General features: G+C 66.2%; 24 protein-coding genes. 22 read left to right on the top strand and 2 right to left on the bottom strand.

Translation table 11 applies throughout. The annotated features are described in order from the left end of the window. From argS to prfA, 8 genes are all read left to right on the top strand, one after another. On the top strand, window positions 1-1,592 hold a 1,592-nt coding region (argS, locus tag Q8814_RS13620; protein WP_330152553.1), incomplete at its 5' end, for an arginine--tRNA ligase. Then, window positions 1,589-3,010, top strand: a complete 1,422-nt coding sequence (gene lysA / locus Q8814_RS13615) for a diaminopimelate decarboxylase (protein WP_330152552.1) — start codon at window positions 1,589-1,591, stop codon at window positions 3,008-3,010. The genes argS and lysA, both read left to right, overlap by 4 nt. Beyond that, window positions 3,007-4,335, top strand: coding sequence for a homoserine dehydrogenase (locus Q8814_RS13610; RefSeq protein ID WP_408015901.1), 1,329 nt, complete (start codon window positions 3,007-3,009; stop codon window positions 4,333-4,335). Before lysA ends, Q8814_RS13610 begins: the two co-directional genes overlap by 4 nt. Beyond that, on the top strand, window positions 4,332-5,423 hold the full coding sequence (gene thrC, locus Q8814_RS13605; RefSeq protein WP_330152551.1) for a threonine synthase: 1,092 nt from the start codon (window positions 4,332-4,334) through the stop codon (window positions 5,421-5,423). Before Q8814_RS13610 ends, thrC begins: the two co-directional genes overlap by 4 nt. A 35-nt stretch (window positions 5,424-5,458) precedes the next feature. Then, window positions 5,459-6,388, top strand: a complete 930-nt coding sequence (gene thrB / locus Q8814_RS13600) for a homoserine kinase (RefSeq protein ID WP_330152550.1) — start codon at window positions 5,459-5,461, stop codon at window positions 6,386-6,388. Window positions 6,389-6,735: 347 nt separating this feature from the next. Continuing rightward, complete coding sequence (rho, locus tag Q8814_RS13595) at window positions 6,736-8,805, top strand: transcription termination factor Rho (protein ID WP_330152549.1); 2,070 nt, start codon at window positions 6,736-6,738, stop codon at window positions 8,803-8,805. A 122-nt stretch (window positions 8,806-8,927) separates the two neighbouring features. Beyond that, a complete protein-coding gene (gene rpmE / locus Q8814_RS13590; protein ID WP_330152548.1) occupies window positions 8,928-9,161 on the top strand; it encodes a 50S ribosomal protein L31 in 234 nt (77 codons plus the stop codon). Between the two features lie 108 nt (window positions 9,162-9,269). Further along, entirely contained in the window at window positions 9,270-10,349 is a 1,080-nt protein-coding gene (gene prfA / locus Q8814_RS13585; RefSeq protein WP_330152547.1) for a peptide chain release factor 1, read from the top strand. Between the two features lie 32 nt (window positions 10,350-10,381). Here prfA and Q8814_RS13580 read toward each other — a convergent pair whose 3' ends face one another. Further along, window positions 10,382-10,831, bottom strand: coding sequence for a hypothetical protein (locus Q8814_RS13580; RefSeq protein WP_330152546.1), 450 nt, complete (start codon window positions 10,829-10,831; stop codon window positions 10,382-10,384). Between the two features lie 113 nt (window positions 10,832-10,944). Here Q8814_RS13580 and prmC point away from each other — a divergent pair, with 113 nt between their 5' ends. The 13 genes from prmC (at window position 10,945) to Q8814_RS13515 (ending at window position 22,179) form a co-directional block, all read left to right on the top strand. Next, window positions 10,945-11,868: a peptide chain release factor N(5)-glutamine methyltransferase gene (gene prmC, locus Q8814_RS13575; RefSeq protein ID WP_330152545.1), complete on the top strand. Its 924-nt coding sequence runs from the start codon at window positions 10,945-10,947 to the stop codon at window positions 11,866-11,868. A 57-nt stretch (window positions 11,869-11,925) separates the two neighbouring features. Next, window positions 11,926-12,588, top strand: a complete 663-nt coding sequence (locus tag Q8814_RS13570; RefSeq protein ID WP_330152544.1) for an L-threonylcarbamoyladenylate synthase — start codon at window positions 11,926-11,928, stop codon at window positions 12,586-12,588. A gap of 19 nt (window positions 12,589-12,607) precedes the next feature. Beyond that, window positions 12,608-13,810 (top strand): MraY family glycosyltransferase, encoded by a 1,203-nt coding sequence (locus Q8814_RS13565; protein WP_330152543.1) that lies wholly within the window; start codon window positions 12,608-12,610, stop codon window positions 13,808-13,810. A gap of 47 nt (window positions 13,811-13,857) precedes the next feature. Next, the gene (locus tag Q8814_RS13560; RefSeq protein ID WP_408015902.1) at window positions 13,858-14,301 is read left to right on the top strand and encodes a hypothetical protein; all 444 of its coding nucleotides are present in this window, start codon (window positions 13,858-13,860) and stop codon (window positions 14,299-14,301) included. 259 nt (window positions 14,302-14,560) lie between these two features. Next, complete coding sequence (gene atpB, locus Q8814_RS13555) at window positions 14,561-15,409, top strand: F0F1 ATP synthase subunit A (RefSeq protein WP_330152541.1); 849 nt, start codon at window positions 14,561-14,563, stop codon at window positions 15,407-15,409. 90 nt (window positions 15,410-15,499) lie between these two features. Further along, on the top strand, window positions 15,500-15,751 hold the full coding sequence (locus tag Q8814_RS13550) for an ATP synthase F0 subunit C (protein WP_330152540.1): 252 nt from the start codon (window positions 15,500-15,502) through the stop codon (window positions 15,749-15,751). A 13-nt stretch (window positions 15,752-15,764) separates the two neighbouring features. Beyond that, window positions 15,765-16,325, top strand: coding sequence for a F0F1 ATP synthase subunit B (locus Q8814_RS13545; protein WP_330152539.1), 561 nt, complete (start codon window positions 15,765-15,767; stop codon window positions 16,323-16,325). A gap of 5 nt (window positions 16,326-16,330) precedes the next feature. After that, on the top strand, window positions 16,331-17,146 hold the full coding sequence (locus Q8814_RS13540) for a F0F1 ATP synthase subunit delta (protein WP_330152538.1): 816 nt from the start codon (window positions 16,331-16,333) through the stop codon (window positions 17,144-17,146). A gap of 60 nt (window positions 17,147-17,206) precedes the next feature. Next, window positions 17,207-18,850: a F0F1 ATP synthase subunit alpha gene (gene atpA / locus Q8814_RS13535; protein WP_330152537.1), complete on the top strand. Its 1,644-nt coding sequence runs from the start codon at window positions 17,207-17,209 to the stop codon at window positions 18,848-18,850. Window positions 18,851-18,898: 48 nt separating this feature from the next. Beyond that, window positions 18,899-19,876: a F0F1 ATP synthase subunit gamma gene (locus tag Q8814_RS13530; protein WP_330152536.1), complete on the top strand. Its 978-nt coding sequence runs from the start codon at window positions 18,899-18,901 to the stop codon at window positions 19,874-19,876. A gap of 6 nt (window positions 19,877-19,882) precedes the next feature. Further along, the gene (atpD, locus tag Q8814_RS13525; protein WP_330152535.1) at window positions 19,883-21,331 is read left to right on the top strand and encodes a F0F1 ATP synthase subunit beta; all 1,449 of its coding nucleotides are present in this window, start codon (window positions 19,883-19,885) and stop codon (window positions 21,329-21,331) included. A gap of 6 nt (window positions 21,332-21,337) precedes the next feature. After that, window positions 21,338-21,703, top strand: a complete 366-nt coding sequence (locus Q8814_RS13520) for a F0F1 ATP synthase subunit epsilon (RefSeq protein ID WP_330152534.1) — start codon at window positions 21,338-21,340, stop codon at window positions 21,701-21,703. Between the two features lie 53 nt (window positions 21,704-21,756). Further along, window positions 21,757-22,179 carry a DUF2550 domain-containing protein gene (locus Q8814_RS13515; protein ID WP_330152533.1) on the top strand — a complete coding sequence of 141 codons (423 nt, stop codon included), beginning with the start codon at window positions 21,757-21,759 and terminating at the stop codon, window positions 22,177-22,179. A gap of 66 nt (window positions 22,180-22,245) precedes the next feature. On the opposite strand, the gene Q8814_RS13510 is transcribed toward Q8814_RS13515, so the two are convergent. Further along, window positions 22,246-22,818, bottom strand: coding sequence for a cob(I)yrinic acid a,c-diamide adenosyltransferase (locus tag Q8814_RS13510; RefSeq protein WP_330152532.1), 573 nt, complete (start codon window positions 22,816-22,818; stop codon window positions 22,246-22,248). 57 nt (window positions 22,819-22,875) lie between these two features. Between Q8814_RS13510 and murA the strand changes: the two genes are divergently transcribed. Continuing rightward, on the top strand, window positions 22,876-24,153 hold the full coding sequence (gene murA / locus Q8814_RS13505; protein WP_330152531.1) for a UDP-N-acetylglucosamine 1-carboxyvinyltransferase: 1,278 nt from the start codon (window positions 22,876-22,878) through the stop codon (window positions 24,151-24,153). The last annotated feature ends 267 nt before the right edge of the window (window positions 24,154-24,420 follow it).

Raw genomic sequence — 24,420 nt, 5'->3', positions numbered from 1 at the left:
GTGGGCTCGACGTGTCCGTACTGCCCCCGACCCTGGCCGTCGAGCGACCCCGGAATCCGGAGCACGGCGACTACGCGACCAACGTCGCGATGCAGGTCGCGAAGAAGGCCGGAGTGAACCCCCGCGACCTCGCCACCTGGCTCGCCGAAGCCTTGACCGCCACGGAGGGGATCGACTCCGCCGACGTCGCCGGACCGGGCTTCCTCAACATCCGGCTCGCCGCCGAGGCGCAGGGTGCCATCGTCGCCAAGGTCCTCGACGAGCGCGCCGCGTACGGCAACGGCGATACGCTCGCCGGAAAGCGGATCAATCTCGAATTCGTGTCGGCGAACCCGACCGGGCCCATCCATCTCGGTGGCACCCGCTGGGCGGCGGTCGGCGACGCGCTCGGTCGCATCCTGACCGCACAGGGCGGCGACGTCACCCGCGAGTACTACTTCAACGATCACGGCGCGCAGATCGACCGGTTCACCCGGTCACTGATCGCGTCCGCTCTCGGGCAGCCGGCGCCGGAGGACGGCTATGCGGGCGCCTACATCGCCGACATCGCGAACTCGGTTCTCGAACAGCGTCCCGACGCGCTCTCCCTACCCGACGACGAGCGGCACGAGACCTTCCGCTCGATCGGTGTCGAGCTCATGTTCGCGCACATCAGAAGCACCCTCCACGAGTTCGGCGTCGACTTCGACGTCTACTTCCACGAGAACTCGCTGTTCGAGACCGGCGCGGTCGACAAGGCGGTCGAAACGCTGAAGGCGTCCGGCAACCTCTACTTCGCCGACGGCGCGTGGTGGCTCAAGAGCACCGATTACGGTGACGACAAGGACCGCGTCGTACTCAAGTCCGACGGCAACGCCGCCTACATCGCAGGCGACATCGCCTACTTCCAGGACAAGCGTGCGCGTGGCTTCGACCTGTGCATCTACATGCTCGGCGCCGACCACCACGGCTACATCGCCCGACTCAAGGCCGCCGCCGCCGCGTTCGGGGACGATCCCGACACCGTCGAGGTGATGATCGGCCAGATGGTCAACCTCGTGCGCGGTGGCGCAGCGGTCAAGATGAGCAAGCGCGCGGGCACCGTCATCACCCTCGACGACCTGGTCGAGGCGATCGGCGTGGACGCCGCCCGCTATTCGCTCGTGCGGTCCTCGGTGGACCAGAGCATCGACATCGACCTCGAACTGTGGGCGAGCACCACCAGCGAGAACCCCGTCTACTACGTGCAGTACGCGCACGCCCGGCTGTCGTCGATCGCCCGCAACGCCGCCGATCTGGGTCTCGACGGGCAGGACGCGAATCTCGGGCTGCTCACGCACGATCGCGAAGGAGACCTCATCCGTACCCTCGGGGAATACCCCCGCGTCGTCGCGCAGGCCGCCGAACTGCGCGAACCGCACCGCATCGCCCGGTACCTCGAAGAACTCGCCGGCACCTACCACCGGTTCTACGACGCGTGCCGCATCCTCCCGATGGGCGACGAGGAACCGGGCGAGCTGCACAAGGCCCGGCTGGCGCTGTGCGCCGCCGCACGCCAGGTTCTCGCGAACGGTCTCGCTCTGCTCGGCGTCAGCGCACCGGAGCGGATGTGAACGCGCACCCGGCGGGACCGCGCCACGCCGAGATCCCGCACGCACCTGGTCTGCCCGAGCGCCCCGAGAACGCCGCCGAACTCAACGCGTTGTACCCGCACGTGTGGCCGCGCGGTGCGTCCCGCGGTGACGACGGGGTGATGCGCATGGCCGGGATCCCCGTCACCGAACTCGCGGAAAAGTACGGCACGCCGCTGTTCGTCGTCGACGAGAACGACTTCCGGTCGCGCTGCCGGGAGATCGCCGACGCGTTCGGCCCGGACGCACGTGTGCACTACGCGTCGAAGGCGTTCCTGTGCACCGAGATTGCGCGCTGGGTGCATCAGGAAGGCCTGTCGCTCGATGTCGCGTCCGGCGGTGAACTCGCCGTCGCGCTGCACGCCGGCTTCCCCGCCGAGAAGATCGCGCTGCACGGCAACAACAAGTCGATCACCGAACTGCGGACGGCAGTCGACGCGGGCGTCGGACACGTCGTCCTCGATTCCCTCGCCGAGATCGACCGACTCGACCGCATCGCCGGCGAGGCCGGAATCGTTCAGGACGTGCTCATCCGCGTCACCGTCGGTGTCGAAGCCCACACTCACGAGTTCATCTCCACCGCACACGAAGATCAGAAGTTCGGGCTCTCCCTCGCCGGTGGCCACGCGATGGCCGCGGTCCGCAGCGTCTTTTCCGCCGCCAACCTGCGTCTGGTGGGTCTGCACAGCCACATCGGTTCGCAGATCTTCGACGTCGACGGCTTCGAACTTGCCGCGCACCGGGTGATCGGCCTGTTGCGCGACATCGTCGCCGAATTCGGTGTCGACAAGACCTCCCAGATGCACATCGTCGACCTCGGCGGAGGCCTGGGCATCTCGTATGTGCCCAGCGACGATCCGCCGCCGGTCGCCGACCTGGCAGCGAAACTCACCGACATCGTGCGCACCGAGTCTGCACTCGTCGGGCTGCCGCAACCGACCCTGGCCGTCGAACCCGGCCGCGCCATCGCCGGGCCCGGCACCATCACCCTCTACGAAGTGGGCACCGTCAAGGATGTCGCGGTCGGCACCGGACACTCCCGGCGCTACATCAGCGTCGACGGCGGCATGAGCGACAACATCCGGACATCGCTGTACCAGGCCGAGTACGAGTCGCGCCTCGCGTCGCGAGTGAGCGACGCGACGCCGGTCGTGTCGCGCGTGGTGGGCAAGCACTGTGAGAGTGGCGACATCGTGATCCGTGACGCCTGGATGCCCGCCGACATCGCTGCCGGTGATTTACTGGCAGTCGCCGCGACCGGTGCATACTGCTATTCGATGTCCAGCAGGTACAACCTGCTGACCCGTCCCGCCGTCGTGGCCGTCAAGGACGGCGTCTCGCGCGTCCTGCTGCGTCGGGAAACCGTCGAAGATCTGCTCAGCTTGGAGGTTACGGAGTGACCAGCGAAACGGTGACCGGTGTACCCGCGCAGCGTCCCATCGGTGTGGCGGTGCTCGGCCACGGCACCGTCGGCGCCGAGGTCGTACGCATCATCCGCGACGACGCCCTGGACCTGCAGGCGCGAATCGGTGCCCCGCTCGAGATCCGCGGTGTGGCGGTGCGCACCGTGTCGCCGGAACGCGGGGTCCCCGTCGAACTGCTGACCACCGACGCCGAATCGCTCGTCACCCGCGACGACGTGGACATCGTCGTCGAGCTCATCGGCGGAATCGAGTTGCCGCGCAAGCTCGTCCGCGCGGCTCTGGACGCCGGTAAGTCCGTGGTGACCGCCAACAAGGCGTTGCTCGCCGCGAACACCGGCGAACTCGCCGAGGCCGCGGAGGCACGCAACGCCGACCTGTACTTCGAAGCCGCGGTGGCCGGCGCGATCCCGGTGATCCGCCCGCTCACCCAGTCGCTCGCCGGCGACCGTGTCGACCGCGTCATCGGCATCGTCAACGGCACGACCAACTTCATTCTCTCGGCGATGGACGAGACCGGCGCCGACTACGCCGAAACGCTCGCCGAAGCGAGCCGGCTCGGCTACGCGGAGGCCGACCCGACCGCGGACGTCGAGGGCTACGACGCCGCTTCCAAGGCGGCGATCCTCGCGTCGATCGCGTTCCACACCCGGGTCAGTGCGAGCGACGTGTATCGCGAGGGCATCACCCATATCACCGCCGCGGACCTCACCTCGGCGCGTGCGCTGAACTGCACCGTCAAACTGCTCGCCATCTGCGAGCGCGTGACCGGTCCCGACGGCAGGGACCGCGTCTCCGCCAGGGTCTACCCGGCGCTCGTGCCGCGTGAACATCCGCTCGCATCGGTGAGCGGCGCCTTCAATGCCGTGGTGGTGGAAGCCGAATCGTCGGGCCGGCTCATGTTCTACGGCCAGGGCGCCGGCGGGGCGCCCACCGCCTCGGCCGTGATGGGCGATGTGGTGATGGCCGCGCGCAACCGCGTGCAGGGTGGTCGCGGACCTCGGGAATCGAAGTACGCCAAGCTCGAGATCGCCCCGATGAGCGACATCATCACCCGTTATTACGTGAACCTGCAGGTCGCCGACCGTGCCGGCGTGCTGTCCGCCGTCGCCGCGGAGTTCGCGACCCGGGGAGTCAGTATTTCGGCCGTGCGCCAGGAGGGCGCCGGAAACGGTGCCCGCCTGGTGGTGCTCACGCACCAGGCCACCGACCGGGCGCTGTCCGACACCGTGGCAGCGCTGGACAAACTCGAATCCGTGACCGCTGTGACCAGCGTCCTGAGACTGGAGGGATCCGCAGAATGAGTGCGGTCGTGAAGAACACCACCCCTGTGCATACGCCGTGGCCGGGGTTGATCGAGGCGTACCGCGGACGGCTCCCGGTCGGCGAGAACTGGAAGACGGTGACGTTGCGCGAAGGCGGTACGCCGCTGCTTCCGGCCGAGCGTCTCTCCGAGATGACCGGATGCGAGGTCCACGTCAAGGTCGAAGGTCTGAACCCGACGGGGTCGTTCAAGGACCGCGGCATGACGATGGCCGTGACCGAGGCGCTGGCGACCGGTAAGCAGGCGGTGCTGTGCGCGTCCACCGGTAACACGTCCGCGTCGGCCGCGGCGTATGCGGCGAAGGCCGGCATCGGCTGCGCCGTGCTCGTCCCGCAGGGCAAGATCGCGATGGGCAAGCTTGCCCAGGCCGTCATGCACGGCGCGAAGATCGTGCAGGTCGAGGGCAACTTCGACGACTGCCTCGAGCTGGCCCGCAAGACGACGGCCGAGTTCCCGACGATCGGTCTGGTCAACTCGGTCAACCCCGTCCGTATCGAGGGACAGAAGACCGCGGCGTTCGAGATCGTCGACGCGCTCGGCGACGCCCCCGATGTGCATGTGCTGCCGGTCGGCAACGCCGGCAACATCACCGCCTACTGGAAGGGCTACTCCGAGTACTTCGCGGACGGATTGAGCACCCGCCGGCCGCGCATGCTCGGCGTTCAGGCCGCCGGTGCGGCACCGCTCGTGCTGGGCCACCCGGTCAAGGATCCCGAGACGATTGCGACCGCGATCCGCATCGGCGCTCCTGCCTCCTGGAACGGCGCGGTCAGTGCCAAGGAGGAGTCGAACGGCGCATTCCGCGCGGCGACGGACGAGGAGATTCTCGAGGCGTACCACCTGCTCGCGCGGTCGGAGTCCATCTTCGTCGAGCCGGCTTCGGCGGCATCCATCGCGGGTCTGCTCGCGGCGCGTAAGGAAGGCTGGCTCGAGCCCGGACTCAAGATCGTGTGCACGGTGACCGGCAACGGACTCAAGGACCCCGACACCGCGCTGCGCGACGTTCCCGTCGTGCAGCCGATCCCGGTGGATCCTGTCGCAGTGGCCTCGGCGCTCGAGCTGGCCTAGTGACCGCCACGCCCTCCTCTCTTGGGAATCACGACATGACGCAGACGTTGCCCGCTGGAATCTCGGTGACCGCACGTGTCCCGGCGTCGAGCGCAAATCTCGGCCCCGGCTTCGACTCGCTCGGACTGGCGCTCGGGTTGTACGACGAGATCACCGTCACTACAACTGGTTCCGGTCTCGACGTCCGCGTCGAAGGGGAGGGCGCGCAGGAGGTTCCGTGGGGCCCCGCGCATCTGGTGGTGCGGGCTGTCGAACGCGGTCTCGAAGCGGCCGGCGTCTGGGCGGATGGTCTGGATGTGCTGTGCCGCAACGTTATTCCCCACTCTCGTGGGTTGGGGTCGTCGGCGTCGGCGGCGGTGGGCGGGCTCGCCGCCGCCAACGGACTCGTCCGCAAGGTCGCCCCGGAGCGGGTGCTCGACGACGCGCAGCTGGTGCAGCTCGCCTCCGAGTTCGAGGGACATCCCGACAACGCGTCGGCCAGCATTCTCGGTGGCGTCGTCGTGTCGTGGAGCGAAGCCGAGGTCGACGCCGAGCAGCGCACCTACCGCGCGGTGTCGCTGCGCGTGCATCCCGACATCAAAGTGGTGGCGCTCGTGCCGTCCGTGCGGTCGTCGACGGCGCACACTCGCGGACTGCTCCCGGACCTCGTTCCGCACCGCGACGCGGCGTTCAACGTCAGCCGAGCCGCGCTGGCAGTGGTCGCCCTGACCGAACGGCCGGATCTGCTCATGCCCGCCACCGAGGATCTCCTGCATCAGGCGCAGCGGGCTCCCGCACTCCCGCTGACCACCAAGTGGATCGCGAAACTGCGGGCGGCCGGCATCGCGGCGACGGTGTCCGGCGCCGGACCTACCGTTCTCGCGCTCACCACCGCGCCGTTGCCCGACGAGCTTCGTGTCGAAGCCGAGGCCGACGACCTCACAGTGCTCGAACTCGACGTGGCGGACGGCGTCCAGGTCGACTGAGACAACCGTGTCCGATCCCACAGGGACCACGTGTCGCACTGAATCTTGCCCTACGTACAGTTCGTCGCTATTCTGTGGAAGTCCGCACGTCGTGCGTTTCAGTCGCCGGATTCTCCAGGGCATTCACTCCAGCTCCATCGGGGCGTTCGACTCTGGGTCGATCCTCAACCTGCTCCCGGTTCTGGGAGAGGGACAGACCGCACCCATCGGATTTCGGTGTGGTGGCGGACGTGCCGACCGTTCGATTCCCGTGAACTCGTACGGCATCCCAGCTCAGTGTGCGAACTGATCTGAGGAACGAACCCCTCGACTCTGCGTGGAGCGAGCGAGGGAAGGAAAGGATCTCCGTGACAGATACGGACCTGATCGCCACCCCTGCTCTCGACACCCCTGAGGCTGCCGGAGCGCAGGCCGGCGATTCTGCGCAGTCTGCGCCCCGGGCCGGCCGACGTGGCCCCGGACTCTCCGGAATGGTGCTCGCCGAGTTGCGGACTCTTGCCGCCGAACTCGGTATCAAGGGAACCTCCGGGATGCGCAAGGGCGATCTCATCGCCGCAATCAAGGAACGGCAGGGAGGCGACAAGTCTGCCGCTCCCGCCGCTGCACAAGCTCCGGCCGACAAGGCCGACGAGGCACCCGGTCGTCCCGCCCGCGCACGCCGGACACGCGCCGCGGCGCCCGACGCGGCCCCGGAGGAAGCCCAGACCGCGACCGCGGCGCCCGACACCGAGGCAACCGCCGCCGAACGACCGGCGGCCGACAGCGACACGGACGGCGAGTCCGAGGGACCCCGACGGGGCCGTCAGCGCCGAGGTCGCCGTGGCGGTGACCAGTCCGACCAAGGCCCGAAGGACCAGGCGCCGAAGACCGACACCCAGGTTTCGGAGGCCTCCACCGAGGCACCGGAACGTGGTGACGGACAGTCTCGCGACCGGTCGCAGGAAAAGTCCGACAGCGACGGTGGACGTCAGCGCGGTGAGCGCAGCCAGGACGGCGGTCAGGGTGACGACCGCAATCAGCAGCGCGACGACCGCAATCAGCAGCGCGACGACCGTGGCCAGCAGCGCGACGACCGCAACCAGCAGCGCGACGACCGCAACCAGCAGCGCGACGACCGTAACCAGGGTCCGCGTCAGGACAACCGCGACAACCGTGGGGACGACGACGAAGAGGGCGGCCGCGGCCGTCGCGGACGCCGTTTCCGTGAGCGTCGGCGTGGTCGCGACCGCAGCGAGACCGGCGACACCCGCGAGCCCGAAATCCGCGAGGACGACGTACTGCAGCCGGTCGCCGGCATCCTCGACGTGCTCGACAACTACGCGTTCGTGCGCACCTCCGGTTACCTGGCCGGACCGAACGACGTGTACGTGTCGATGAACATGGTGCGCAAGAACGGGCTGCGCCGCGGTGACGCCGTCACCGGCGCCGTGCGTGTTCCCCGCGAGGGCGAGCAGTCCAATCAGCGCCAGAAGTTCAACCCGCTGGTGCGTCTGGACACGGTCAACGGTGGGGAGGTGGATGCGGCCAAGCGTCGCCCCGAGTTCAACAAGCTCACCCCGCTGTACCCGAACCAGCGCCTGCGCCTCGAAACGCAGCAGAACATCCTCACCACGCGTGTCATCGACCTCGTCATGCCGATCGGTAAGGGGCAGCGCGCCCTGATCGTCTCGCCGCCGAAGGCGGGTAAGACCACGGTCCTGCAGGACATCGCAAACGCGATCGCGGTCAACAACCCCGAGTGCTACCTCATGGTCGTGCTCGTCGACGAACGTCCCGAAGAGGTCACCGACATGCAGCGTTCGGTGAAGGGCGAGGTCATCGCCTCGACCTTCGACCGGCCGCCGTCAGACCACACCTCGGTCGCCGAACTCGCCATCGAACGAGCGAAGCGACTCGTCGAGACGGGACGCGACGTCGTTGTGCTGCTCGACTCGATCACCCGCCTCGGCCGCGCGTACAACAACTCGTCGCCGGCATCCGGCCGAATCCTGTCCGGTGGTGTCGACTCGACCGCGCTGTACCCGCCGAAGCGGTTCCTCGGCGCGGCCCGCAACATCGAGAACGGCGGTTCGCTCACGATCATCGCAACGGCGATGGTCGAGACGGGTTCCACCGGCGACACCGTCATCTTCGAGGAGTTCAAGGGCACCGGCAACGCCGAGCTCAAGCTCGATCGCAAGATCGCGGAACGCCGCGTGTTCCCGGCGGTGGATGTCAATCCGTCGGGTACCCGTAAGGACGAGCTTCTGATGAGCCCCGACGAGTTCGCGGTCGTGCACAAGCTGCGGCGCGTGCTCTCCGGTCTGGACTCTCACCAGGCGATCGACCTGCTCATCGACCGGCTCAAGAAGTCGAAGACGAACATCGAGTTCCTCATGAGCGTGGCGAAGACCGCGCCGGGATCTCAGGAAGACTGACACCGAAAAGCCCCGGGAATTTTTCCCGGGGCCAGGTGTTTGGCATAATCGAACGGCTCAGTCCGGCTCCGGTTCACGGCTTCGATCCGCGAAGGCGACCCGGCGGCCATGAAAGGGACACCATGAAGGCAGGAATCCACCCCAACTACGTGGCGACGACCGTCGTCTGCGGTTGCGGTAACACGTTCGAGACGCACAGCACCAGCGAGAGCGGACGGATCACCGTCGAAGTTTGCTCCAAGTGCCACCCGTTCTACACCGGTAAGCAGAAGATCCTCGACACCGGCGGTCGTGTCGCCCGCTTCGAGGCCCGCTACGGCAAGCGCGAGCCCAAGAAGGGTGCTGCCGAAAAGTAGCTGCCCCGCCGACGCCCGGTTCTGTCTTGTCACAGGCCGGGCGTCGGCGTTTTTGTCGCGCCTCCCGGCGCGTTTCCCGAACACAGCACCACAGAGCGGAGCGAACTCATGGCAGGGCAGACCAAGCCGTCGGCCATCGACGACATCCTGGCCGAACACTCGGGCCTGGAGCAGCAACTGTCCGACCCTGCCCTGCACAACGATCCCGCTGTGGCCCGCAAGGTCGGGAAGCGTTTCGCCGAGCTCTCGCCGATCATGTCGACCTACACCAAGCTCGAGGCCGCCCGCGCGGACCTGGAGGCGGCGCGAGAGCTCGCTGCCGACGACTCTTCGTTTGCGGCGGAGATCCCCGACCTGGAGGAAAAGGTCGCCGAACTCGACAAGACGCTCACCGACCTGCTCGCGCCCCGCGATCCGCACGACGCGGACGATGTCGTCCTGGAGGTCAAGTCCGGTGAAGGCGGCGAGGAATCGGCCCTGTTCGCGGCCGACCTCGCGCGCATGTACACGCGATATGCCGAGCGGGTCGGCTGGCGGGTCGAAGTATTGGGCGCCACCTACTCCGATCTGGGCGGATACAAGGACATCACGCTGTCGATCAAGTCGAAGGCCGACGTGCGTGACGGCGTGTGGTCACGGCTGAAGTTCGAGGGCGGCGTACACCGCGTGCAGCGCGTGCCGGTCACCGAATCGCAGGGCCGCGTGCATACCTCCGCGGCAGGCGTGTTCATCTATCCGGAACCCGACGAGGTCGAGCAGGTCCAGATCGACGAGGGCGATCTGCGGATCGACGTGTACCGCTCGTCGGGCAAGGGCGGTCAGGGCGTCAACACCACCGACTCGGCGGTCCGGCTCACCCACCTTCCGACCGGAATCGTCGTCACCTGCCAGAACGAGCGCTCCCAGCTGCAGAACAAGGCCCGCGCGATGCAGGTGCTCGCCGCACGGCTCCAAGCGGCCGCAGAGGAAGCCGCAGAGGCCGAAGCGTCGGCCGGCCGCGCCAGTCAGGTGCGCACCGTCGACCGCTCCGAACGCATCCGCACCTACAACTTCCCCGAGAACCGCATCGCCGATCACCGCATCGGTTTCAAGGCCCACAACCTCGACGCCGTCCTCGACGGTGAGATGGACGCAGTGCTCGACGCGCTCGGCGCGGCAGACAGAGAAGCCCGGCTCGCGGCGGAATAACGCCACGAACCGGGCTGATCCAGGGGGTCCGTTCAGTCGGTCTCGGACTCCCCGGGAACTTGGGCGAGGTCGATTCCCGGAAGTAGGAAGCACTGCTCTCCCGCTTCGTTCTCGTGCATGCCCCAGATCGCGGACAACACGGTTCCGGCTTCGGGTTCGGTCAGAGCGGTGGGCACGCCGAACACTCCCGGGTTCGATTCCAGCGTCGCATTTCCGGCGGCCCCGGTGTTGACGTTGATCCACGAGACCGTGGCACCGCCGACACTTCTCTGGTTGATCGCGTAGAAAAGTTCGTCCCCGTCGACTGCCTCGTTCTCGGTGTGTGTCAACGACTGTGCTTCCGCGATTCCGGCCGGACACATCAATGGGGTCGGCTGGATGTCGATCGGCGCGGCGGTCGCGGTCCCGGCACCCGCAAATGCGGCGGCGCCACCCATCGCGACCACGGCGGCCGCCCGCAGAGCACGTGATGTCTTCGTCATAACACTCCTCTCGTAGTTCCTCGAACACTTCGGACGTTATGGGTACGTATCCGTCGTTGGGATGCACTTGACCTATCCGTATCGGGTTCGTGACCGCATGGCACCCTGGACGCGTGAGTCGTCAACCCCTGCGTCTGGCCATCATCGAAGCCGTATCCGTGCTCGAAGAGGCGGGCGTGCCGAGCCCGCGTGTGGACGCCGAATTGCTTGCGGCGCACCTCCTCGGAATCGAGCGCACCCGCCTCGGTCTCGTCCCGCTCGTCGACCCCGCCATGGTCGATGCCTATCGCGCGATGGTTGCGCAGCGCGCCAAGCGGATCCCACTCCAATACATCACGGGAACCTCTCCGATGGGCGAGATCGACCTCGCGGTCGGGCCCGGTGTGTTCGTGCCTCGCCCCGAGACCGAACTGGTCCTCGGCTGGGCACTGGCCTTCCTCGAGGGATACGGACGACACAACCCGGTGGTCCTCGATCTGTGTACCGGGTCGGGTGCCCTTGCCCTCGCGATCGCGCACGCACGGCCCGACGCCGTAGTGCACGCGGTCGAACTCGAGCCGAAAGCCCTCGCGTGGGCCCGGTCCAATGCACAGACGCGTGCACGAGAAGGGGACACCCCCATCGTGCTGCATCAGGGCGATGTGACCGATCGAACGCTGCTCACCGCGCTCGAGGGCACCGTCGACGTCGTCGTCGCGAATCCGCCCTACATTCCCGAGGGTGCGGTCCTCGAGCCCGAAGTCGCCGATCACGACCCGCACTCGGCATTGTTCGGGGGTCCGGACGGGCTGTCCGTGATCCGGCCGATGGTGTCGAACATCGCACGCTGGCTGCGAATCGGGGGAGCGGCGGCAGTCGAACACGACGACACGAACGGCGCTCAGGTGGCCGAACTCTTCGCGCAGCGCCGGGTGTTCGGTGACGTCACCGAACACCCCGATCTCGCGGGCAGACCCCGCTTCGTCGTGGCCCGGCGCGTGCCCACCGACATCGAGGCCCACCGCGCGCGCTCGGTACGGTCGACCACCGCCGAGTGATGCGTATCCGGACAGGCCCCACATCGTTCGCACAGACAAGAGTGGAAGGATGAGCGCGTGAGCACCGTGTACGACTGCAGCCAGACCGATTCCCGTACCGCAGGCCTGAATGCGGCGCGCGGCGCCCTCAAGGCGGGCCGTCTCGTCGTGGTCCCGACCGACACGGTGTACGGCCTGGCGGCCGACGCATTCGACAGTTCCGCTGTGACGGCGCTGTTGCGGGCGAAGGGCCGTGGTCGCGACATGCCCGTGCCCGTGCTGGTGGGATCGTGGACCACGATCGACGGACTCGTCACCACTGTGCGGCCGGAGGCTCGCGAGCTGATCAAGGCGTTCTGGCCGGGGGGATTGAGCCTGGTGGTGCATCAGGCTCCGTCGCTGGCATGGGATCTCGGTGATACCCGCGGAACCGTCATGCTGCGCATGCCCCTGCATCCGGTGATCCTCGAATTGCTGCGTGAGGTCGGGCCCCTCGCCGTCTCCAGTGCAAATATTTCCGGCAAGCCGCCTGCCACCACCGTCGACGAGGCCCGAGCGCAACTCGGTGAATCCGTCGGCGTCTATCTCGACGGCGGCCCATCCGAACACGCTGTCGCATCGACCATCGTCGACCTGACCGGAGATCGGCCGCTGATCCTGCGTGAAGGCGCAGTCTCGGTCGAGGCAGTCGCAGAGGCGCTGGGCGACGACCCGGACCGTCTGCGTTCCGGCGGGGAGTGACGGCGGAGGAACGGAGCACGTGACTTCAGCCGACACCGCGGCCGTGATCCTCGCCCAGGCGGGCAGGGGCGCCGGGGTACCGATCCGAGAACTACTTCTCGTTCTGCTCACCGCTGCCGTGGTGACATTCCTTTCGACCGGCCTGATCCGGATCCTGGCCGTGAAGTTCGGTGCGGTCGCCGTGCCGCGCGACCGAGACGTACACGTCACCCCGACGCCCCGCATGGGTGGTGTCGGCATGTACATCGGGCTGGTCGCCGGCATCTTGTTCGCGCAGCATCTTCCTGCGCTCACCAGGGGTTTCGAATTCACCCCGGACATGGGTGCGGCGCTGGTGTCGGCGACGATCATCGTCGCGGTCGGCATCATCGACGACCGCTGGGGACTGGACGCACTCACCAAGTTCGTCGGTCAGGTCACCGCTGCCGGTGTGCTGGTTGTCATGGGGGTGAGCTGGATCGTCATCTACAACCCCTTCGACGGCTCCACCCTTGTGCTCGACCAGCTGCAGGGTGGTCTGATCACTGTCGCGGTGGCGGCGGTCATGATCAACGCGATGAATTTCGTCGACGGACTCGACGGTCTGGCGGCTGGGCTCGGGCTGCTCGCCGCGGTCGCGATCTGCGTCTTCTCGGTCGGTCTGCTCCTGGATCAGGGCGGTGATGTCGCCGCGTATCCGCCTGCCCTGATCGCGGCGGCTCTCGCCGGTGCCTGCCTCGGATTCCTGCCGCACAATTTCCAGCCCGCACGGATCTTCATGGGCGATTCCGGTTCGATGCTGATCGGGCTGATGCTGGCGGCGATCTCGACGAGCGCCTCGGGACGTATTCCCCTGAGCGCGTATGGTTCCCGGGACCTGCTCGGCTTGCTGTCGCCGCTGATCCTGGTGGGCGCGGTGATGTTCATCCCGATCCTCGATCTACTGCTTGCCGTGGTGCGGCGCACTCGTGCAGGCGTCAGTCCGTTCAGTCCCGACAAGATGCACCTGCACCACCGTCTGCTGCAGATCGGCCACTCGCATCGTCGGGTGGTGCTCCTGCTGTATTTGTGGGTCGGAATCCTGGCCTTCGGCGCCGTCGGTTCGTCGCTGCTGGATCGGACGGCGGTAGTACTGATGACAGCGGGCGGCCTGGTATTCGCGCTGGTCGTGACGGCAGTTCCCTCGTTGCGGCACGGGGACGACGAGCAGACGGGCCGGAAACCCCGGCCCCCGGTCGGTTAGGCTCGAACATCGTGACCTCTCCGGATCAGCCCGAATCGAATCCTCCAATGCCCGCGCTGCCCGACTCGGCTGCGCCCATGCGTGCCGCTGTCCGTTACGGAATTCTCGGATTGCTCGCCCTGACCGTGGTGGCCTCGGTGATCGGCGTGCTCGTCGCAGGGACACCGGGGCTGTGGGGTGCCTTGCTCGGCGCAGCGGTCGGTGGCGGATTCATCCTGTTCACCGCGCTCGGCGTATTGCTCACGGCGAAGTTGCCGGCCATGACGGCCGGGGCGGTCCTGCTGGGTACCTGGTTGCTCAAGTTGATCCTGGCGATCGTGGTCATGGTGCTGCTCAAGCCGCTCGACTTCTACAGCAAGGGCGCGCTGGTTCTGACCATCGTCTTCGCGTTGATCATCGTGCTCGGTTCGGAGACCTACGGTGTGCTGTCGCAGCGTGCGCTGTATGTCGAGCCGGAGAATTCGGACGACCGAGGCAACGACGCGCCGTAGTAGTTCGGGATGTCAATTACCTACCGGCAGGGCACCCACCTACGCACTGTCGTAGAGCTGTTGGTAGGGTTATTCCCACGTGAGTGCGACCGACTGCAGAGCCCCCGGGGTCGGGACGGTTGTCACTTGGTAGGCGGCCATGTTCAAATGGCCGCCGAGTCGACGAGAGTCGCCGACACCGGCAGACGCAGGGCCGTTTCCACGGTTCGAAGCAACTGGCGAATACGCGAGCCGACCTGGTCGACTTGTTGGATCGTCAATGTCCGATCGAACCGCAGACGGCAATGCCTGCGGCCGACTACGGGAGAGAGCGCTGAGCGTCACCACCTTGGCAGCCGGAGAATTCCACGCGCCGTCACTAGCTGATTTTTTCCCACCGGCAGTCCTGTTCGAAGGCACCCCCTTCGAGATGGACAGGCTGATGCTCATCCGCGTCGCCATGGCCCTGATCGTTGCGCTGTTCTTCTTCTTCGCGATGCGCAGCCCCAAGATCGTCCCGCGGGGTGTGCAGAACGTCGCCGAGATCATGCTCGACTTTGTTCGTATCCACATCGCCGAGGACATCCTCGGTAAGGAACAGGGACGCCGGTTCCTGCCCGTCATCGTCACCATCTTCTTCTTGGTGGTCGGGCTCAACCTGACATCGGTCATCCCCTTCCTCAATATTTCGTCGAACGCCCGGATCGGCATGCCGATCGTGCTCGCCGCCCTCGCGTACATCGTCTTCAACTACGTGGGCATCAAGAAGTACGGGTTCTTCCGGTACATCAAGAGCAGCGTCGTCATTCCGAACCTGCCGCCCGCGCTTCACCTCCTGGTGATCCCGATCGAGTTCGTCTCGACATTCCTGCTGCGGCCGTTCACGCTCACCATTCGTCTCATGGCCAACATGCTGGCGGGGCACATCATGCTGGTGCTGTTCTTCAGCGCCACGCAGTTCTTCTTCTTCGACTCCGACGGCATCATGAAGGTGTTCGGCTTCGGGTCGCTCATCGGCGGCATCGCGTTCACCTTCTTCGAGCTCCTGGTGATCGTCCTGCAGGCCTACATCTTCGCGCTGCTCACGGCGGTGTACATCGATCTGGCGCTGCACGCCGAAGAGCATTAGCTCACCGACCGGCACGACCTACATCTACACACAGACTGACTCGGTCGCCGACCCCCGGGGCCGAGCCACAAGAAAGGGAATGGAACACCAATGAGCGTTGCGCTTCAGGCAGTCGATGTCCTCGCACAGGAAGAGACCACCTTCAAGGGTCTCGGTGCGGTCGGCTACGGCCTCGCCGCCATCGGTCCCGGCATCGGCATCGGCATCGTCGTCGGCAAGGCGATCGAGGGCATGGCCCGCCAGCCCGAGATGGCCGGCCAGCTGCGTACCACGATGTTCCTCGGTATCGCGTTCACCGAGGCCCTGGCGCTGATCGGCATCGTCGCCGGCTTCATCTTCTGATTCGACGACAACCATGGCTGACAGCATCCTGATCCTCGCGGCCGAGGGGGAGACACAAAATCCCCTTCTCCCCGCGACATACGACATCGTCTGGTCGCTGGTCGCCCTGATCCTCGTCGGATTCGTCTTCTGGAAGTTCGTACTTCCGATGTTCCAGAAGGTGCTCGACGAGCGTTCGGAGCTGATCGAAGGCGGCATCAAGAAGGCAGAAGAAGCCCAAGCAGAGGCTGCTGCTGCGCTCGAGCAGTACCGCGCGCAGCTCGCCGAAGCCCGCACAGAGGCGGCGCAGATCCGCGAAGAGGCCCGCACCCAGGGTCAGCAGATCATCGCTGACATGAAGGCGCAGGCGCAGGAGGAAAGCGACCGCATCGTCGCTTCCGGTCACAACCAGCTGCAGGCCCAGCGCCAGCAGATCGTGGCCGAACTCCGCAGCGATCTGGGACGCAGCTCGGTGGATCTCGCCGAGAAGATCATCGGTGAGTCCCTCTCCGACGACGTCAAGCGTGCCGGTTCGATCGATCGGTTCCTCAGCGAACTCGATTCCTTCAGCGCTGACTCTGCATCCGGAAAGTGAGCACAATGTACGCAGCAAGCCGTGAGGCACTCGCTCATACGCGTTCCGCGTTGCAGTCCGCCCTGGGCTCGGGTGCCGCGACTGCCGCTGCGGCTCAGGCCGGCTCCGAGCTGTTCTCGGTGGTCGAGGCGCTCGACAGCCAGCGCACCCTGCGTGGTGCGCTGGCCGACGCCTCGGCCCCGGTAGCGAATCGGGAAGCACTGGTCGAGCAGGTCTTCGGGGGCAAGGTTTCGGCCGTCACCCTCGCGACCGTCAAGGCCGCGGCGGGTCAGGACTGGTCGACACGGTCCGACCTGACCAACTCTCTCGTGCTGCTCGGTCGTGAACTGCTGCTGAAGGCAGCCGCAGACCAGGGTCAGCTCGACACCGTCGAGGACGAGCTGTTCCGGCTCGGCCGCATCATCGGTGCGAACGGAGCGCTCGAGCAGACATTGTCCGACCGCAGCACCTCGGCCAAGGCCAAGCGGGATCTGCTGTCGCGTCTGCTGTACGGCAAGGTCACCGCGATCAGCGAGACGCTGGCGGTGCACGCAGTCGGACGACTGGACAAGGCTCCTGCCGACACGTTCGACGAACTGTCGGCACTGGCCGCGACCCTGCGCGACCGTGCCGTCGCGCACGTTCGTAGCTCGGCGCCCCTGCGTGCGGACCAGGAAGAGCGGCTTTCCGCGACGCTGACCCGCATCTACGGGAAGCCTGTGACGGTGCACGTCGAGGTTGATCCCGAGCTTCTCAGTGGATTGGTCGTCCGGGTGGGCGACGAGGTCATCGACGGCAGTGCAGCGGGTCGTCTCGCGGCAGTGCGCAAGAGCCTCACGTAGTCCACTACCGAACACACACATAGTTCTTTTCGAAGACCAGATACCGAGAGCAGGAAGAACATGGCGGAGCTGACGATCTCCTCCGACGAGATCCGTAGCGCGATTGACAATTACACCGCGAGCTACTCCCCGGAGGCCTCCCGCGAGGAGGTCGGCGTCGTCGTCGATACCAGTGACGGAATTGCGCACATCAGCGGTCTGCCGTCGGCGATGGCCAATGAGCTGCTGGAGTTCCCCGGCGGCGTGCTGGGTGTGGCCCTCAACCTCGAAGCCACCGAAATCGGCGCCGTGATCCTGGGTGACTTCCAGGACATCGCCGAAGGCCAGGAAGTCAAGCGCACCGGCGACGTTCTGTCGGTGCCGGTCAGCGACCATTTCCTCGGACGTGTCGTGAACCCGCTCGGCCGGCCGATCGACGGTCTCGGCGAGATCGAAGCCGACGAGACCCGCGCCCTCGAGCTGCAGGCCGCCTCCGTGCTGGAACGTCAGCCGGTCGAGGAGCCGCTGCAGACCGGCATCAAGGCCATCGACGCGATGACCCCCATCGGCCGCGGCCAGCGTCAGCTCGTGATCGGCGACCGCAAGACCGGCAAGACCGCGGTCTGCATCGACGCGATCCTGAACCAGAAGGCCAACTGGGACTCCGGCGATCCGACGAAGCAGGTTCGCTGCATCTACGTCGCGATCGGCCAGAAGGGCTCCACCATCGCGGGCGTCAAGCAGGCCCTCGAGGAGCAGGGCGCGATGGAGTACACCACCATCGTCGCGGCCCCCGCCTCCGACTCCGCCGGCTTCAAGTGGCTCGCCCCCTACACCGGTTCGGCCCTCGGCCAGCACTGGATGTACCAGGGCAAGCACGTCCTCATCGTGTTCGACGACCTGACCAAGCAGGCCGAGGCGTACCGCGCCATCTCGCTGCTGCTGCGTCGCCCGCCGGGACGTGAGGCCTACCCCGGTGACGTCTTCTACCTGCACTCGCGTCTGCTGGAGCGCTCCGCCAAGCTCTCCGACGCACTCGGCGGCGGCTCGCTGACGGCTCTGCCGATCATCGAGACCAAGGCCAACGACGTCTCCGCATACATCCCGACCAACGTCATCTCGATCACCGACGGCCAGGTCTTCCTCGAGTCCGACCTGTTCAACAAGGGTGTTCGCCCCGCGATCAACGTCGGTATCTCCGTGTCCCGCGTCGGTGGTGCCGCTCAGACCAAGGGCATGAAGAAGGTTTCCGGTTCGCTGCGTCTCGAGCTCGCGCAGTTCCGCGAGCTCGAAGCCTTCGCGACGTTCGCCTCCGATCTCGATGCCGCCTCCAAGGCGCAGCTCGAGCGCGGCCAGCGTCTCGTCGAGCTGCTCAAGCAGGACCAGTACTCGCCGATCCCCGTCGAGGATCAGATTGTGTCGATCTACCTCGCCGGTGAAGGTGTCTTCGACTCCGTGCCGGTCGACGACGTTCGCCGCTTCGAGACGGAGCTGCTCGAGGATCTGCACCGCAACGCTTCGGGCGTGTACGAGCAGATCTCCGGTGGCAAGGCCCTGACCGACGAGTCCATCGATGCGCTCAAGGCCGCGACCGACAAGTTCAAGGAAGGCTTCCTCGCTTCCGACGGCAGCCGTGTCGTGAACGAGGCCGAAGCCGCACCTCTCGGAGCGGACGAGGTCGAGCAGGAGCAGGTCTCCGTCAAGCGCACCTCCGTCCGCAAGTGAGCGGGGAGTCCATGACCCAGCGTCCAGTGAAGGGAGTGTGATCGACGAATGGCGAACTTGCGTGAACTGCGCTCGCGGATCAAGTCGGTCAACTCGACCAAGAAGATCACCAAGGCGCAGGAACTGATCGCGACGTCGCGCATCACGAAGGCTCAGGCCCGCGTGAAGGCGTCCAAGCCGTACGCCGAGGAGATCACCAAGGTGCTCTCGGAGCTGGCCAGCGCGTCCTCGTCGTTGGATCATCCCCTGCTCAACGAGCGCGAAAATCCGAAGCGTGCCGCAGTTCTGGTCGTGACCAGCGACCGCGGTATGGCCGGTGGTTACAACTCCAATGTGCTGAAGGAAGCCGAAGAGCTGCGCCAGCTGCTCATCAGCGAGGGCAAAGAGCCCGTGCTGTACGTGCTGGGTGGTAAAGGCCTGGGCTACTACACCTTCCGCGAACGCCCCGTCGCGGGTGCATGGACCGGCTTCTCACAGCAGCCCCGTTACACGGATGCTGCGAAGGCCAGCCGGCACCTCGTCGAACTGTTCATGGCCGGATCGGGTTCCGAGGTTGCCGCCCCCAACGGGGAGGGCACCATCGAGGGCGTCGACGAACTGCACATCGTCTACACCCGTTTCGTGTCCATGCTGACCCAGATCCCCGAGGTGCGTCGCATGGCGCCGCTCGAGGTCAATGTCACCGAGGACGAAATCGAACTCGGCGAAGACATGCTCAGCCCTGGCCGTCACGGCGACGAGGGTCCCAAGGCCGACTACAACTTCGAACCGGAGGCCGGGACACTGCTCGCGGCCCTTCTGCCGAAGTACATCAGCACGCGTATCTACGCGTCGCTGCTGGAGGCAGCAGCCTCCGAGTCGGCTGCCCGCCGTACCGCCATGAAGGCCGCGACGGACAACGCCACGGAACTGGTGAATACCCTGAGCCGTCAGGCCAACCAGGCTCGCCAGGCCCAGATCACCCAGGAAATCAGCGAGATCGTCGGCGGTGCCGGTGCGCTCGCCTCGAGTGCAGGAAGTGACTGAACCACAATGACCGCAGCAGTTACCGATAACACCGCCGGTGCGGCGTCGGCCCTTGCCGGGCGCGTCGTCCGCGTCATCGGCGCCGTCGTCGACGTGGAATTCCCGCGTGGCGCCGTACCCCCGCTCTTCAACGCCCTCCACGCAGAGGTCACTCTGCCTTCCGTGGCGAAGACCCTGACCCTCGAGGTCGCGCAGCACCTGGGTGACAACCTGGTCCGCACGATCTCCATGCAGCCGACCGACGGTCTGGTGCGCGGTACTTCCGTCACCGACACGGGCAAGCCGATCTCGGTTCCCGTCGGCGACGTCGTCAAGGGCCACGTGTTCAACGCACTGGGCGATTGCCTCGATGCGCCGGGCACCGGTCGCGACGGCGAGCAGTGGGGCATCCACCGCAAGCCCCCGGCCTTCGATCAGCTCGAGGGCAAGACCGAAATCCTCGAGACCGGCATCAAGGTCATCGACCTGCTGACCCCGTACGTCAAGGGCGGCAAGATCGGTCTGTTCGGTGGTGCCGGTGTCGGCAAGACCGTTCTGATCCAGGAGATGATCACCCGTATCGCGCGTGAGTTCTCCGGCACGTCGGTGTTCGCCGGCGTCGGCGAGCGCACCCGTGAGGGCACCGACCTCCACCTCGAAATGGAAGAGATGGGCGTCCTCCAGGACACCGCCCTTGTCTTCGGCCAGATGGATGAGCCGCCGGGAACGCGTATGCGCGTCGCCCTGTCCGCACTGACCATGGCGGAGTACTTCCGCGATGTCCAGGGCCAGGACGTCCTGCTGTTCATCGACAACATCTTCCGTTTCACCCAGGCCGGTTCCGAGGTGTCGACCCTTCTCGGTCGTATGCCCTCCGCCGTGGGTTACCAGCCGACGCTGGCGGACGAGATGGGTGAGCTCCAGGAGCGCATCACCTCGACCCGTGGCCGTTCGATCACCTCCCTGCAGGCGATCTACGTCCCCGCCGACGACTACACCGACCCGGCGCCCGCCACCACGTTCGCGCACCTCGATGCGACCACCGAGCTCTCGCGTCCGATTTCTCAGATGGGTATCTACCCCGCTGTGGATCCGCTGACGTCGACCTCGCGCATCCTGGAGCCCGGCATCGTCGGCGCGGATCACTTCCGCGTCGCCAACGAGGTCAAGCGCATCCTGCAGAAGTACAAGGAACTGCAGGACATCATCGCCATCCTCGGTATGGACGAGCTTTCCGAAGAGGACAAGGTCACGGTCAACCGTGCCCGTCGTCTGCAGAAGTTCCTCGGCCAGAACTTCATCGTCGCCGAGAAGTTCACCGGTCAGCCCGGCTCCGTCGTGCCGCTGCGCGACACGATCGAAGCATTCGATCGCGTCTGCAAGGGCGAGTTCGACCACCTGCCCGAGCAGGCCTTCAACAGCTGCGGTGGACTCGACGACGTCGAGGCCGCGGCCAAGAAGATGGCCGGGAAGTAGGCCACCATGGCTGAGATGACCGTAGACATCGTTGCCGTCGAAGAGCGCTTGTGGTCCGGAACGGCGACGCTCGTCACCGCCCAGACCACCGAGGGTGAAATCGGCGTCATGCCTGGACACGAGCCGGTCCTCGGCCAGCTCGTCGAAGCGGGCGTGGTGTCCGTCAAGACCGCCGAGGGTGAGCGCATCGTCCTGGCGGTGCACGGTGGGTTCCTTTCGGTGACCGCCACGACGGTGACGGTTCTCGCCGAGTCCGCCGACCTGGTCGAAGACATCGATGTCGAGGCCGCCAAGGCCGTGCTGGCAGAAAGCCAGGACGAAGCGGAGGTCGCAGCTGCCAAGGGCAGGCTGCGCGCCGTCGAGCGAGCCTGATCGTCGAAAATTCGAGAAAGACGCGACGGAGCCGACGAGCAGTGTCAGTAGAAATGATTGTTCTCATCATTCTGGTGGTACTGCTCGCGGCCTCCGTCGCGTCTCTTCTGTATCGGGCGACCAAACTGCGCGGAGGCGGCACCGCCGCCATCCTGCGCGCGATGCCGAACGGTGACGGATCCGGGTGGCGACACGGCATCGTTCGTTACGGCGACAATTCACTTGTCTTCTACAAACTTTCGAGCCTGCGGCCGGGCCCGAACACTCGCCTCACCCGTCAGGGGATAGAGGTGGTTTCGCGACGCGGTGCCGAGGGCGGCGAGCACGACATCATGACCGAGGACATTGTCGTCCTCGAAATCGTCGACGAGGAAAGCCGATACGAGATCGCTCTCGACCGCGGCGCTTTGACCGCGTTCCTGTCGTGGGTCGAGTCCAGACCGTCAGGACGCTCGCAGCGCCGCCGGACGATCTGATCGTTCGATCAGATCGTCCGTTCGGCACGAGCGAGCAGGCTCATCAGAGCCCTGGGGGACTGCCTCTCAGGCGCCGGCCCCCGGCTTCCACAGCACATCACCGTCCGGATTCGTGATCCGGCTCAGGATGAACAGCAAATCGGACAGTCGGTTGAGATACTTCGCGGGCATGACCCCCGTGTCTTCGGGAGAAGCCTCTACTGCCGCCCACGCCGAACGTTCCGCGCGGCGCGCCACCGTCCGAGCCGTGTGCAGCAGGGCTGCCGCCGGTGTGCCACCGGGAAGAATGAACGAGTTGAGCGGCTCCAGCTCCTCGTTGAATTCGTCGCACCATCCCTCGAGGCGATCGATGTATCCCTGGGTGATGCGCAGCGGGGCATACTTCGGATTCTCGACGATCGGCGTCGACAGATCGGCGCCCGCATCGAAGAGGTCGTTCTGAATCTGCTGGAGTACCGGCACGAGACGATCCGGCGGTGAGCCGAGCGCGAGGACGACGCCGAGTGCCGCATTTGCCTCGTCACAATCGGCGTATGCGATCAGACGCGGATCGTTCTTCGACACTCGGGAGAAGTCGCTGAGGCCCGTTGTACCGTCGTCGCCGGTGCGGGTGTAAATCCTGGTTAGGTGGACTGCCATGGACGTCACGGTACCGGCTCTGCTGTGCCGGTAGTGACCTCGTTAGGCTGTGTCGTTGTGAGTGAACGCTTTCTTGTCACCGGTGGTGCCCGGCTGATCGGTGACGTTGTCGTCGGAGGTGCCAAGAACAGCGTTCTCAAGCTGATGGCAGCCGCACTGCTGGCCGAGGGCACCAGCACGATCAGCAACTGTCCCGACATTCTCGATGTCCCTCTGATGGCCGAAGTGCTGCGCGGCCTCGGGTGCACAGTGGAGCTCGAGGGCGACGAGGTACGGATCACCACCCCGGCCGACCCCGAGTACCACGCCGACTTCGCGGCCGTTCGGCAGTTCCGGGCTTCGGTCTGTGTTCTCGGGCCTCTGGTAGCGCGGTGCCGGCGGGCGGTGGTTGCCCTGCCTGGTGGCGACGCGATCGGATCTCGTCCCCTGGACATGCATCAAACCGGCCTGCGCCTGCTCGGTGCCCACAGCACGATCGAGCACGGATGCGTCGTCGCGGAGGCCGACGACCTGCACGGCGCCACGATCCGACTGGCATTCCCCTCCGTGGGCGCCACAGAGAACATATTGATGGCCGCAGTGCTCGCCAAAGGTGAGACCACCATCGACAACGCCGCCCGCGAACCGGAAATCGTGGATCTGTGCAACATGCTGGTGCGGATGGGGGCACGCATTTCGGGTGCCGGCAGTACGACTCTCCGCATCGTGGGCGTCTCCTCCCTCGAACCGACCCGACATCGATGCATCGGGGATCGCATCGTCGCAGCCACGTGGGGAATCGCCGCAGCGATGACGCGCGGTGACCTGACGGTCCGGGGTGTCAACCCCAAGCACCTGAGCCTGGTGCTCGACAAGTTGCATTCCGCGGGAGCCGAAGTGACACCTCAGGCCGACGGTTTCCGGGTGGTTCAGCGGGAACGCCCGCGCGCGGTCAACTTCGCAACGCTTCCGTACCCGGGGTTTCCCACCGATCTGCAGCCGATGGCGATCGGTCTGGCCGCGATCGCGGACGGGACATCGATGATTACCGAGAACGTCTTCGAGGCACGCTTCCGCTTTGTCGAAGAGATGATCAGGCTCGGCGCCGACGCGCGCACCGACGGGCATCACGCGGTAGTGCGCGGGGTCGAGGAACTCTCGAGTGCGCCGGTCTGGGCGTCCGACATTCGCGCGGGAGCCGGGCTCGTGCTCGCCGGCCTGTGCGCCGACGGCGTCACCGAGGTGCACGACGTCTACCACATCGACCGTGGCTATCCGAGGTTCGTCGAGATCATCCAGGAGCTGGGCGGCACGATCGAGCGCATCGACGGAACACCCGCGACCGTGCCCGACTGAAGCGCTGTGGGCGAGGTCACCGCGGGGGATGGGCGAACGATCCGCCGCGGCAAGGTCTTTCGCGAGGGCGCGACCTGCGGTTATGTGCCGAGAGGGGGACGGTGACCTGGCGATTTGGTGCCTGGTTAATCCTCGCGTAACTTAATCCAGGTCAGAGCGACACGGACACCGACCCGGACCTGAGGGACTGGGACAACGAGGTTGGACGCAGGCGCCTGAATGATTACCGGCCATCGAATCTTCTGGTAAGGTTTGTGGTCGCCCCGG

It is taken from the genome of Rhodococcus chondri, assembly GCF_036327435.1.
GTDB classification, from domain to species: Bacteria; Actinomycetota; Actinomycetes; order Mycobacteriales; family Mycobacteriaceae; genus Rhodococcus; species Rhodococcus chondri.
Note: the sequence above shows the minus strand (reverse complement) of the source record. Positions and strands in the feature narration are given on the sequence as shown.